Source organism: Rheinheimera baltica DSM 14885 (genome assembly GCF_000425345.1).
In the GTDB taxonomy this organism is placed as follows: Bacteria; Pseudomonadota; Gammaproteobacteria; order Enterobacterales; family Alteromonadaceae; genus Alishewanella; species Alishewanella baltica.
Genome location: NZ_AUDG01000025.1, coordinates 1 through 12,923, shown reverse-complemented (window position 1 = coordinate 12,923; position 12,923 = coordinate 1). Strand labels below are relative to the sequence as shown.

The window sequence follows — 12,923 nt, the reverse complement described above, 5'->3', positions numbered from 1 at the left end:
ATGTTTGCAGAAAACCCTATAAAACGTCGCATAAGTACGCAAATTCGTGTTGGCAATGTATTGATTGGTGGCGATGCCCCCATTGCGGTGCAATCTATGACGAATACGCTTACCACTGATGTGGCCGCTACCGTGGCACAAATTAAAGCAATTGCTAAAGCCGGTGCCGATTTGGTGCGGGTGTCAGTGCCAACGATGGACGCGGCAGAAGCCTTCAAGTTGATAAAGCAGCAATCCCCGGTTCCTCTGGTTGCTGATATTCATTTCGACTACCGCATTGCATTGAAAGTGGCAGAATATGGCGTAGATTGTTTGCGGATTAATCCGGGCAATATTGGCCGGGAAGACCGCATCCGTGCAGTAGTCGATTGCGCACGCGATCATAATATCCCCATTCGTATTGGCGTAAATGGTGGCTCGTTAGAGGCAGATATTCAGCAAAAGTATGGTGAACCGACGCCTGAGGCGCTGGTTGAATCGGCTATGCGACATGTTGATATTTTAGACCGGCTTAACTTTGATCAGTTTAAAGTGAGTGTTAAAGCTTCAGACGTATTTTTGGCGGTAGGGGCTTATCGTTTGCTGGCAAAGCAAATTAAGCAACCGTTGCATTTGGGTATTACTGAAGCCGGCGGCGCGCGTGCAGGGGCAGTGAAATCTGCCATAGGTTTGGGCATGTTACTGGCTGAGGGTATTGGAGACACATTACGCATTTCGCTTGCCGCTGATCCGGTGGAAGAAGTGAAAGTCGCATTCGATATTCTTAAATCGTTACGAATTCGCTCCCGTGGCATAAACTTTATTGCTTGCCCTAGCTGTTCGCGGCAAGAATTTGATGTGATTAAAACCATGAATCAATTGGAAGAGCGGTTAGAGGATATCACGGATCCCCTCACTGTATCGGTAATTGGTTGTGTGGTGAACGGACCGGGCGAGGCATTAGTGTCTGATTTGGGAGTCGCTGGCGCCAGTAAAAAAAGCGGGTTTTATATCAATGGTCAGCGCCAAAAGTTAAGGCTGGACAACGAGCGGGTTGCCGATCTGCTAGAGCAACAGGTGCGTGAGTACCTGCAACAGAAAATTACCGTGCGACAGGTTGAATAAGCCGAGCTTGGTGTTTGGTTCCGTTGCGCCTATAATCGCAGCTGTTTTTTAATTTAAACCGATGGAAATGTAATTTTGTCGAAGCAAATTCAGGCCATTCGCGGCATGAACGATTGTCTGCCGCAGGATACGCCGGCATGGCAACATGTTGAACAGGTATTGCGCCAAACGGCGGCTAGCTATGGTTATAGCGAAATTCGCTTTCCTATAGTGGAAATGACCGATCTGTTTAAGCGCTCAATTGGTGAAGTTACCGATATTGTAGAAAAAGAAATGTACACCTTTGCCGACCGCAACGGTGACAGCTTAACGCTGCGCCCTGAAGGTACGGCATGCTGTGTGCGTGCAGGTAATGAGCACGGGTTGCTGTACAATCAGGAACAACGGTTGTGGTATACCGGGCCAATGTTTCGCCATGAGCGACCGCAAAAAGGCCGTTACCGGCAGTTTCACCAGTTTGGTCTTGAAGCCTTTGGTATTGCCAGTGCAGATATTGATGCTGAAGTGATCATGCTCAGTGCCCGTTTGTGGCAACAACTCGGCCTTACGCCCTATGTGAAGCTGGAATTGAATTCTTTAGGTTCAGCCCAAGCCCGTACTGCATACCGTGATGCTTTAGTTGCGTATCTGGAACAGCACAAGGCGGCGCTGGATGAAGACAGCCTCAGACGCATGTACAGTAATCCGCTGCGGGTATTAGACAGCAAAAACCCGGCACTGGCAGACATACTAGCCGCAGCACCGAAGCTGGCTGATTATCTTGATGAGGATTCCACAACACACTTTGCCCGCTTGAAACAATTACTGACACTGGCAGGCATTGAGTTTAGCGTGAATCCGCGCCTGGTCCGTGGCTTGGATTACTACAACAAGACGGTATTTGAATGGGTCACCACTGAGCTAGGTTCCCAGGGGACTGTGTGTGCCGGTGGCCGTTATGATGGTTTGGTTGAGCAACTAGGTGGCAAAGCCACCCCTGCCGTTGGTTTTGCCCTGGGGCTTGAGCGGTTAGTGCTGTTGTTACAAACCTTAGAGCTGTTACCTCAGCTGCCGGCCAGCGCCGATATCTATCTGATGGCACTTGGCGAAAAAGCGGAACTTGCTGCACTTTCTGTTGCCGAACGGCTGCGAGCAGATTTGCCAGGTAAACGCGTTATGGTGCATTGCGGTGGTGGCAATTTAAAGAAACAAATAAAGCGCGCAGATAAATCTGGTGCAGCTATTGGCCTTATCATCGGTGAAGATGAGCTGGCACGCGGGGAAATTAGCGTTAAGTGGCTACGTGAAGACAAACCACAACAAACCTTATTATTAACTGAACTGGCAAAAGCGCTGGCATAGAAAGCTTAACCGGCCTTTGACGTACAACGGAGTAACGCAGTGGAAATTTACAGCAGTGAAGAACAACAAGTAGAAGCGATTAAACGCTTTTGGCAAGAGTACGGTAAAGCTATTTTGGGTGGCGTAGTGCTGGGGCTTGCGGCGTTGTATGGCTTTCGTTTTTATCAAGCGGAACAACGTGGTGCTGCAGAACAGGCATCAACTAAATATAACCAACTGATCATACAGCGTGATGCTGCAGCAGCGAGTGAAGACTGGCTTGCAAAGGCTCAAGGCTTTATTGCCGCGGCAAAAGACGATAACTATGCTGTGTTGGTGGCGTTGTTAGCGGCTAAAGACGCAGTAACATTACAACAGTTTGATAAGGCCGAAGCCCAACTTAACTGGGTGATGACGCATGCTAAATCAGCTGAAGTACTGGCAGTAACTCAGTTACGTTTGGCGCGTTTGCAACGTGAACAAGGTAATGTGGATGCGGCGTTGGTAACAATAAACAAGCCGATGCCAGAGAGCTTTGCTGCACTACAAGCTGAATTAAAAGGCGATATTTTGCTGCAAGCTGATAAAGCAGCAGAAGCAAAAGCCGCTTATGAAGTGGCGTTAAGCACTGCCGGAAGCAATAAGCAGCTACTACAAGTTAAGCTAGATGAATTGGCACACATCACTGCAGTGTAAAGAGGTAAGTGTGAAATTACAGGTTAAACAGGTATTACTGCTGGCTACCTTGGTACTGGCGGGCTGTTCCAGTAAAGACGAGCTTGTATTACCGCCGGTGACAAACATCATTGACCCTGCCGTAGTGTGGGATCACGATGTAGGTTCTGGGGTGATGCATTACGAATCCAGCTTAACGCCTATTATTGTTAAAAACAGGGTTTATGCTGCTAGCCGAGAAGGCCTGGTTATAGCGTATGACCTGGAAACGGGAGATCGCAAGTGGAAATTTGATTTGCGCAAACCAGCGGGTAACTCTTTCTGGCAAGGGATCAGCGATGTTTGGTCTGGCGATAATGCGCGTATTTCCGGCGGCTTAAGTTTTGGCTACGACAAACTGTATTTTGGTACAGAAAACGGTGATGTTGTTGCTTTGTCTGCCGATGGCGAGCTGGTTTGGCGCGTTGATGTTAAAGGCGAAGTATTGGTAAAACCGGCTATCGGCGATGGCCTGGTTGTTGTAGCAACGGGTGCCGGCACTTTGATAGCACTGCACCCTGACACCGGCGAGCAACGCTGGCAGTTTGAAAACGAGCAACCCGCACTAACACTGCGTGGTGTCAGTGAGCCAGTTATTGAAGCCGGTGGCGTTATTTACGGCTCTGGCAACGGAAAATTAGGCGTACTTATTGCTGAGCGTGGATACCAGGCGTGGGAAGAAGCCATCGCGATTCCTACGGGTACTACCGACTTGTCGCGGTTAGCTGATGTTGATGCTAAGCCTGTGGTAGTAGGGGGCACCGTATTTAGTATTGGTTTTAATGGTGCTTTAATTGCGATGGAGTTACGCACAGGCCGACAACTGTGGAAGCGTGATTATGCCAGTTTCCGCAATATGGCGGTTGCCGGTGATATTTTATATGTCGTCGATGCTGTTGGCCGAATTTATGCCCTTGACACTAGAAATGGTACTGAGAAGTGGTCGCAGTTTGGTTTGAATAATCATTACCTTACTGCACCAACCGTATACAAAACTTATTTAGTGGTAGGCGATAATCAAGGTAACTTGCATTGGATTAATCGTGAAACGGGTGATTTTGTTGCCCGCCAAAGCATGGACAGTTCAGGCTTTTATGCCGAAGCCGTAACGGATGGCAGTTATCTGCTGGTACAAAGCCGCAACGGTGAGCTAGTCTTATTACAAACGCCTTAAACCGGGCTTAGCGGTTGAAGTTTTTAGACAGGCCTAACCCAGGCCTGTTTTGTTATTTTTGAGGTTCACATAATGTTGCCTGTCGTTGCCCTTGTAGGGCGAGCCAATGTCGGAAAATCGACACTTTTTAACCGTCTAACCCGTACACGCGATGCACTGGTTGCAGACTTCCCCGGCTTGACACGAGACCGTAAATACGGCTCTGTGAATTTTGATGGCCTGGAATTTATTGTTGTAGATACCGGTGGTATCGACGGCAACGAGCAGGGCATTGAAGTTGAAATGGCTGAGCAATCGCTAAAGGCCATTGATGAAGCTGATGTAGTGCTGTTTATGGTCGATGCCCGCGTTGGCGCGACGGTAGGCGACGAAGCGATAGCGGCACATATTCGCAAAGTAGAAAAGAAAGTATTTGTTGTTGCCAATAAAACCGATGGTTTAGATGCCGACACCGCCATAGCTGATTTTTACAGTTTAGGACTGGGTGATGTGTATGCTATTGCTGCGGCGCATGGCCGTGGTGTGTCGTCCTTGTTAAACCACGCGTTAATACCGCTGTTAACCGAAGAGCAGCAAAAAGTATTAGCCGGTGAAGTTGTGGTTGAGGACGGCCCGGCGCTTGAAACCCTGACCGAAGAAGAGGCGGATGCCGAAGCTGCAAGGCTGCGCAGTGAACATATTAAACTGGCGATAGTTGGCCGGCCGAATGTGGGAAAATCTACGTTAACTAACCGCATTTTAGGTGAAGAGCGCGTAGTGGTATTCGATATGCCCGGCACCACGCGTGATTCTGTCTATATTCCCATGCAGCGTAACGACCGTGACTACACGTTAATTGACACCGCAGGAGTACGGCGTCGCGGCAAAATTGATGACATGGTAGAAAAGTTCTCGGTGGTTAAAACCCTGCAGGCTATTGAAGATGCCAACGTGGTTATTTTGGTTGTGGATGCCCGTTTGGGTATTTCTGATCAGGATTTAAGTATTTTAGGCTTTGTACTGAACGCTGGCCGCTCGCTGGTTATTGCGGTAAACAAATGGGACGGCCTGAACGATTCTGTTAAAGATGAAATAAAACGCGAGCTGGACCGCCGTTTAGGTTTTATTGACTTTGCCCGCTTGCATTTTATCTCTGCATTGCATGGCTCTGGTGTTGGTAACTTGTTTGAATCGGTAGAAGAGGCCTTTGATTCAGCTACCAAGCGCCACAGTACGGCGCTACTAACCCGCATTATGAAGATGGCGCAGGAAGATCACCAGCCGCCATTGGTTCATGGTCGCCGGGTAAAATTAAAGTATGCGCATGCCGGTGGTTACAACCCGCCATTAATTGTTATTCACGGTAACCAGGTGGATGACCTGCCAGATTCTTATAAGCGTTATCTGATGAATTATTATCGTAAAGCGCTGCAAATGATGGGGACACCAATACGGGTTGAATTCCGTGAAGGTGAAAACCCGTTTGCGCCAACGAAAAAGAACACGGAAACGCCGCTGCAAAAATACAAGCGCGAGCGTTTAATGAAAGCGCGTAAGAAGATGGACCAATAAGGACCAATCGCATGAATTTTCGTTTTCCGGTAATTGTTATTGATGAAGACTTTCGCTCAGAGAACATCTCGGGCTCGGGTATTCGTGACTTAGCACAAGCCATAAGCAGCCACGGCTTTGAAGTCGTGGGTTACACAAGTTATGTTGACTTAAGCGCCTTTGCCCAGCAAGCCAGCCGCGCGTCGTGCTTTATTTTATCTATTGATGATGAAGAATTCGGTACCGGCACGCCGGAGGAAGTTGCTAAGGCGTTAGGTGAGCTGCGTACCTTTATTAAAGAAGTACGCAAGCGTAATGCTGATATTCCAATATTCTTGTATGGTGAAACCCGCACCACGCGCCACGTACCAAACGACGTACTGCGTGAGCTGCATGGCTTTATTCATATGTTTGAAGACACGCCAGAATTTGTGGCTAAGCATATTATTCGTGAAGCGAAAAAGTACCTTGATGCGTTAGCACCACCGTTCTTTAATGCCTTAATGGATTACGCTTCAGACGGCTCATATTCCTGGCATTGCCCTGGTCACTCCGGTGGCGTTGCCTTTTTAAAAAGCCCGGTAGGGCAGATGTTTCACCAGTTTTTTGGTGAAAACATGCTACGCGCTGATGTCTGCAACGCGGTAGATGAACTGGGGCAATTGCTGGATCACACCGGCCCTGTTGCCGAGAGTGAAGCTAACGCTGCACGTATTTTTAGCTGCGACCACTTATTCTTTGTTACCAACGGCACTTCTACATCAAATAAAATGGTGTGGCATTCTGTTGTTGCGCCGGGTGATATCGTTGTAGTAGACCGCAATTGCCATAAGTCGATTTTACACTCGATTATTATGACTGGCGCTATTCCGGTGTTTTTAATGCCTACACGCAACCATTACGGCATTATTGGCCCTATTCCGAAAAGCGAGTTTTCACCCGAAGCTATCGCGAAGAAGATTGAAGCAAACCCATTTGCCCGCAATGCCAAGAACAAAAAGCCACGTATTTTAACCATTACGCAAAGTACTTACGACGGTATTTTGTATAACGTAGAAGAAATAAAACAAGAGCTGGGGTCAACCATCGACACCTTGCATTTTGACGAAGCCTGGCTGCCACACGCCAGCTTCCATGACTTCTATAAAAATATGCACGCCATAGGCAAAGACCGGCCGCGCTCAGCAGATACGCTGGTATTTGCTACCCAGTCTACCCACAAGTTACTCGCTGGCTTGTCACAGGCCTCGCAAATTCTGGTGCAAAACGCGCAGAATCGTAACCTTGATACGCACCGGTTTAACGAGTCGTATCTGATGCACAGCTCAACCAGCCCGCAATATGCCATTATTGCCAGCTGTGATGTTGCCGCGGCTATGATGGAAGCGCCGGGCGGTACCGCGTTGGTGGAAGAGTCACTGCTAGAAGCGATAGATTTTCGTCGTGCTATGCGTAAAGTGGATGCCGAGTTTGGTGATGATGACTGGTGGTTCCGTGTATGGGGCCCCGATGAATTACCGGAAGAGGGCTTGGGCACGCGCGACAACTGGACACTGCATGCTAAAGACAGCTGGCATGGCTTTGGCGCGATAGAATCAGGTTTTAATATCCTTGACCCTATTAAAGCCACCATTATTACCCCGGGCTTAAACCTGCATGGCCAGTTTGACGAACAGGGTATACCTGCCGCTATTGTCAGCAAGTACCTGGCAGAGCACGGTATTATCATTGAAAAAACCGGCCTGTACTCGTTCTTTATTATGTTTACTATCGGCATAACGAAAGGCCGCTGGAACTCAATGGTAACCGAGTTGCAGCAGTTTAAAGACGACTATGATCAAAACCAGCCAATGTGGCGCATTATGCCGGAATTCGCTAAAAAGCATCCGCGCTATGAAAAAGTGGGCCTGCGTGACCTGTGCCAGCAAATTCATAATATGTACCGCAAGTATGACGTGGCCAAAGTCACCACTGAAATGTACCTGTCGCATATTGAAACCGCTATTACACCGGCAGACGCCTGGGCCAAGATGGCGCACCGTGATATTGAGCGGGTATCTATTGATGAAATAGAAGGCCGTGTTACCGCCATGTTAGTAACACCGTATCCGCCTGGCATACCGCTAATGGTGCCGGGTGAGCGCTTTAATAAAATTATTATTAGTTACCTGCAATTTACCCGTGCCTTTAACAGTGCGTTCCCGGGATTTGAAACCGACGTGCACGGCTTAGTGCGCGAAATGGTAAACGGCGAGCTGAAGTACTTTATTGATGTAGTAAAAGAGTAAGCGCTTGGTGCTAAGTTTTTAGTCCTTATGGCTGGGTAACCAGCCGCGTTTTGCATTAAGACCGGGATGGTATAACCCTATACCATCCCGGTTTTTTATTATTCACAGTTAGGAGCTTGCACAGTTAGAAGCATGAACACAGTGCCGGGGAAATATCTTAAGCGTATAAATTCTAATACAAACCTCTCCTGTCATTTATTAATTCTAATGAAGAATAAACGTGCAACTGATAACTATTCGCAATATAATTTGTTTTATTGTGATGTAACGCTTGTTGCTGCACGCCGTCGTCCGCTAATTAGTGGTGGTATGGGCATAGTGTATTAACGATGACAGCAACAGGCACTTCAATAAAATGGAGAGGGTTAAATTGAAATTCCGACTAACAAGTATCGCAGCAACCGTTCTGTTAAGTAACACCGTTGTGGCTCAGAATATTGATAACGCCGACAGCGTTGAGCGCATTGTGGTTGAAGGCAAATACTTGTCTGTAAACCAATCAAACTCAGTTAAAACGCCAACCCCAATTATTGATGTGCCGCAAAGCTTATCTATTGTCACTGCGGAACAGATCACTGAGCGTGGTTTTAACAGTATTGGCGACATTATCGACTATACCCCGGGGGTGAATACCTCTCAGGGTGAAGGGCATCGTGATTCCGTGGTATTTCGGGGCGTGCGCTCAACGGCTGACTTTTACATTGATGGTAACCGTGATGATGTCCAATATTACCGCGCGTTATATAACATAGAGCAAGTAGAGATTTTACGCGGCCCGAACGCGTTATTATTTGGTCGTGGAGGTACGGGCGGTATCTTAAACCGGGTAAGCAAAAAGGCCCAGCTGGACGATAATTTTGCAGGTTATAAACTAGGCTTAAATAGCTTTGGCGGCGTGAGCGGCGAGCTGGATACTAACGTGGTTACGACAGATAACTCGGCAATACGTATTAACGCCATGGTTGAGCATCTGGAAGGCCACCGTGATTATTATGACGGCGATCGGGTAGGCTTTAATCCAACGGCACGGCTTAAATTATCTGACGAAACTCTGCTGGACCTGTCTTATGAATACGTTAATCACGAGCGTTTTATAGACCGCGGTATTCCAACCGGTGCCGATGGCCGCCCGGTTACCGCGCTAAAAGACGTTGTGTTTGCCGATGCAGAAAATAACGTCCATGAACTGGAAGCACACGTATTTCGTGCTGCGCTGGAGCATCGTTTCAGCGACGTAATTAAGGGTAACTTTACTGCCCAATATGGTGATTATGACAAGGTGTACACTAATTTTTATGCCAACAGCTTTAATCAGGCAGAAAATACCGTTGAACTGGATGGCTATGTCGACAACACCTGGCGCGATAACCTGACGTTGTCTGCCAACCTGATTGCCGAGTTTGACACCGGTACTATTGCGCATACCGTGATCTTAGGTTCAGAGTTTAGCCAAACCGACTCTGATCAAAACCGTTTTAACCCGGTATTTGACTCTACCTTAACTGACCGCAAAATCTTCAGCATTGAACGGCCACTGAACTTCAATAACTTAACCGGTGTCAATGCTAACGGTGACACCGTTACAGCAAGCTTTAGCGATTTAAAAGACGACACCCGCGTTGACCTGAATGTATTTTCATTTTATCTGCAGGACGAAATTAAACTCACCGACCAGCTTAACCTGGTGCTGGGTGCTCGTTTCGACCGTTTTGATATCGACGTGTTTAACGCCATGCCTAAGGTATTGGAAACCCGCAGCCGCACCGACGAAGAAATTTCGCCACGTGCCGGCCTTATTTATAAGCCGCAGGACAATATCTCGTTGTACGCCAGCTACAGTGAAACTTTCCTACCACGCAGCGGCGAGCAATACACCGATATTAACGGTAGCAATAACCAGTTAGACCCAGACACTTACAGTAATCGTGAGATAGGCATCAAATGGGATTTTGCCCAAGGTTTAAGTTTTACTGCTGCCGTGTTTGAAAATGAGCAAAGCTCACCTCAGGTTGCCGACAGCGACCCATCTACCTTAGATGTGATTGATTCTGATATTTCTGGTTTCGAGCTGCAGTTAAGTGGCCAGATAAGCCAGGATTGGTCGGTATCAGCCAACTACAGCAACATGAGTGGCGAAATTGTCAGCCGTACTGGCCCAACCGGCAAAACACCGACTGAATTACCGGAGAATACCTTTTCGGTCTGGACCCGTTATCAGGTAAATGATGTGTTTGGTTTCGGTGTTGGGGCAACATACCAGGACAAGAGCTTTATTAACAGCGGCAACACGGCGGTATTACCGTCTTACACCCGCGTTGATGTGTCGGCTTACTACGATATCTCTGAAGACTTACGCGTTCAGCTAAACGTAGAAAACCTCACCGATGAGCTGTATTTCCCTAATGCACACTCAACGCATCAGGCATCAGTAGGCGCACCACTGCATGCCGCACTGACTCTGGTTGGCTCGTTTTAATCGCATTTTGTTAATGTACTAAGAAAAAGGCCGGTAAATACTACCGGCCTTTTTTGTGGCAATATCCGCCCGTTTTAATCACTCACTTTTCAACCACTCAGGGCATAAGTAACAGCAACTGCCGTTCAATGGCAAAGACATGCTCATCCTGTTCGTTCATGTCACGTAGTGCCTGCGCCAGTTTTAGCAGGTATTCGCTATTAGGGCCGCTTGGACCACGGCTTTTGGCAATATGGGCGGCAATTTCAGCGTCACTGGCAGGGCCTAAATAAGCCTCGTTATCGGCGCTGGCTAAATACACCACGCCCTCTGTTTGGCCTGGCTCGTTTAGCCAGTGCAGTGGTGTAAACACGCGCAGGTAACCGTTTTTCTCACGATGGTCTAAATGCTCAAAAGTATCTGGTGTAACCTGATACGCCATACCCGCACAGCGCGCGCCGGGTATTTCAACTAGCGTTAACACCCTTCCTGGTGCCTCTGGTGTACCGCGATGATCATGCGAGCCCTGCCAAAACCGCCGCTGCCAGCCATAAATACAGGCAGGCTTTGCGTCTAAATAGGCAAAGTCGGTTTTGTAAATCAGGGAGCCATAACCAAACAACCACACCGAATCGAGGTGGTTCAACGGCTGGCGCTGCTTGTTCAGGGCAATGGTGTTATGCGACATAAGATTCTGTTTAGCCCAAATATGCCAACAGTGTAATTGGCTTTTGTCCGGCAAGGAATGCGTATTCTGGCAGTGGCCCAATCGCAAACCCTGGCATACAGATACGGCAAAGGCATTAAATACCGATATCGAATATGTTCTAGGTATTTAAAGCAAAAATCACTGTGTTTGCATACATGTTTTATAAAAGCGGCGTTCCTGCTTTGTTAGGCGGGTTAACCCGTATTTGTCGCCTGCATAAGTATCAGCTGTACCTATAAGTAATTGTAGTTTTTAAAGATGCGGTGTAATGTTCTGTACATTAAATTTACAAGTACGGGTTAACCCGTGTTTAAGTGCGGGTCGACCCGTCGAATAAGTGTCATGAGTAAGTAAAAATGAAATTCGAGTATTTTAAGCATCCAGAAAAATTTGCGTTCTTTGTTGAAGAGCCTACGGCCTGTTCAGTGTGCGGAACTGTAGATTTATGCTTCGATGCTGGCGGCTACTCTGGAGTAAACACCATCGATTGTATTTGCTATGAATGTCTAAAATCCGGAAAGCTCTTGGAACTAGACATAGAAGCTAATATGAATTTTGATGATGGTACTGAAGCCGCGCATACCATTAGCTACAAAACACCTTCATTCCCAACTTGGCAAGACACTCCATGGCCAATGATCGAAGGTGAATACCCTGTATTCGAATGTATCGCTTCTGTAGAAGATTTTAAGGATAAAGCTGAGTTCATGGATTCATTCATTGAAACCGATCAAACAAAGGCGGAAATAGAATGGCTCTGGGATTGTCTTCCGAAGAAGAAACTTCATAGCTACAAAGACGGTGGAGATATTTCAGTTTACCTCTTTAGTCTAAATGCCGAAAAGTACTGGGTATGGGATGCAAATTAGAACTCATAACAAGGCCAGACACGTTCGCCAGCAAACTGGCTGGACTCGTTTCACTCGCCCGTGCTGGCGGCGTTAGCCATTAAAAGGAATTACATGGACCATTCGAAGATTGCATCAAAAATCTCAAGAAAAGCACGGGTTGCCTTGCGCTCGGCATCGGCACTAGATGTTATGAGATTAAAAAGGCTTCGTTTACCGCAAACGGTCATAAGCTTTTTCAGTATGTTTGAACCATCTGAGACTGCAGAAGTGAATGGTGTAAGGCTCTATCCTGTAGATGAATTAGTTGGTGAAAATACTAACTATGTCCCCGGTGCTAACTTAAGTCCCAAAGGTTATGTCGTGATAGCGACAACTGAGTATGGCGATGCGTATTGTGTCGATCTGAATGATGAAATGCATGGTCATCATCCTTTGGTTTTAATGTCTCACGGGGTCGACTGGCAGGATTTGTCGGATTGTCACCGGCAATGTAAAACTGACCCACTAACGACAATTTAAAATTGACCCACCTGAGGCAAAATTACCGCCGACATTAATTGAATTAAGGCGGTGTAATTTTAATGCTGACTCAGGAGTTATTAGTGGAAATCCATGTGTTGCACCGACAAGGCCAAAGCATTCGTGCTATCGCCAAAACATTACATGTATCACGCAATACTGTTCGTAAGTATCTGCGGGATATTGCTAAAACGCCAGCCTATAGTGAACGTGCTGATCGGGCTTCAAAACTTGACCCCTTCAAGACGTATCTGATGGA

Annotated in this window: 11 protein-coding genes; 10 read left to right on the top strand and 1 reads right to left on the bottom strand. The window is 47.3% G+C overall.

Annotated features, from left to right (window positions below):
* The 7 genes from ispG (at position 1) to H595_RS0109850 (ending at position 10,606) form a co-directional block, all read left to right on the top strand.
* Positions 1-1,104, top strand: a complete 1,104-nt coding sequence (gene ispG / locus H595_RS0109880; protein ID WP_027671065.1) for a flavodoxin-dependent (E)-4-hydroxy-3-methylbut-2-enyl-diphosphate synthase — start codon at positions 1-3, stop codon at positions 1,102-1,104.
* A gap of 75 nt (positions 1,105-1,179) precedes the next feature.
* Positions 1,180-2,445, top strand: a complete 1,266-nt coding sequence (gene hisS, locus H595_RS0109875) for a histidine--tRNA ligase (protein WP_027671064.1) — start codon at positions 1,180-1,182, stop codon at positions 2,443-2,445.
* Between the two features lie 39 nt (positions 2,446-2,484).
* Entirely contained in the window at positions 2,485-3,120 is a 636-nt protein-coding gene (locus H595_RS0109870) for a YfgM family protein (protein ID WP_027671063.1), read from the top strand.
* 10 nt (positions 3,121-3,130) lie between these two features.
* Complete coding sequence (gene bamB, locus H595_RS0109865; protein WP_037054383.1) at positions 3,131-4,312, top strand: outer membrane protein assembly factor BamB; 1,182 nt, start codon at positions 3,131-3,133, stop codon at positions 4,310-4,312.
* A 72-nt stretch (positions 4,313-4,384) separates the two neighbouring features.
* The gene (gene der, locus H595_RS0109860; protein WP_027671061.1) at positions 4,385-5,863 is read left to right on the top strand and encodes a ribosome biogenesis GTPase Der; all 1,479 of its coding nucleotides are present in this window, start codon (positions 4,385-4,387) and stop codon (positions 5,861-5,863) included.
* An 11-nt stretch (positions 5,864-5,874) separates the two neighbouring features.
* Positions 5,875-8,130, top strand: a complete 2,256-nt coding sequence (locus H595_RS0109855) for an arginine/lysine/ornithine decarboxylase (protein WP_027671060.1) — start codon at positions 5,875-5,877, stop codon at positions 8,128-8,130.
* Positions 8,131-8,500: 370 nt separating this feature from the next.
* Complete coding sequence (locus tag H595_RS0109850; protein WP_027671059.1) at positions 8,501-10,606, top strand: TonB-dependent receptor; 2,106 nt, start codon at positions 8,501-8,503, stop codon at positions 10,604-10,606.
* 97 nt (positions 10,607-10,703) lie between these two features.
* Here H595_RS0109850 and H595_RS0109845 read toward each other — a convergent pair whose 3' ends face one another.
* Entirely contained in the window at positions 10,704-11,273 is a 570-nt protein-coding gene (locus H595_RS0109845) for a gamma-glutamylcyclotransferase (protein ID WP_027671058.1), read from the bottom strand.
* A gap of 377 nt (positions 11,274-11,650) precedes the next feature.
* On the opposite strand from H595_RS0109845, the gene H595_RS0109840 reads away from it, so the two are divergent.
* The 3 genes from H595_RS0109840 to H595_RS0109830 form a co-directional block, all read left to right on the top strand.
* On the top strand, positions 11,651-12,163 hold the full coding sequence (locus H595_RS0109840; RefSeq protein WP_027671057.1) for a CbrC family protein: 513 nt from the start codon (positions 11,651-11,653) through the stop codon (positions 12,161-12,163).
* A gap of 222 nt (positions 12,164-12,385) precedes the next feature.
* Positions 12,386-12,664, top strand: a complete 279-nt coding sequence (locus tag H595_RS0109835; RefSeq protein ID WP_156885957.1) for an SMI1/KNR4 family protein — start codon at positions 12,386-12,388, stop codon at positions 12,662-12,664.
* 62 nt (positions 12,665-12,726) lie between these two features.
* Positions 12,727-12,923 (top strand): helix-turn-helix domain-containing protein (locus tag H595_RS0109830; protein ID WP_027671055.1); only part of this gene is annotated, 197 nt, incomplete at its 3' end.

Bases quoted from the DNA above. Each gene is read 5' to 3' on its own strand.
- ispG (WP_027671065.1), top strand. From the start codon at position 1: ATGTTTGCAGAAAACCCTATAAAACGTCGCATAAGTACGCAAATTCGT.
- der (WP_027671061.1), top strand. From the start codon at position 4,385: ATGTTGCCTGTCGTTGCCCTTGTAGGGCGAGCCAATGTCGGAAAATCG.
- H595_RS0109855 (WP_027671060.1), top strand. From the start codon at position 5,875: ATGAATTTTCGTTTTCCGGTAATTGTTATTGATGAAGACTTTCGCTCA.
- H595_RS0109845 (WP_027671058.1), bottom strand. From the start codon at position 11,273: ATGTCGCATAACACCATTGCCCTGAACAAGCAGCGCCAGCCGTTGAAC.
- H595_RS0109840 (WP_027671057.1), top strand. From the start codon at position 11,651: ATGAAATTCGAGTATTTTAAGCATCCAGAAAAATTTGCGTTCTTTGTT.
- H595_RS0109835 (WP_156885957.1), top strand. From the start codon at position 12,386: ATGTTTGAACCATCTGAGACTGCAGAAGTGAATGGTGTAAGGCTCTAT.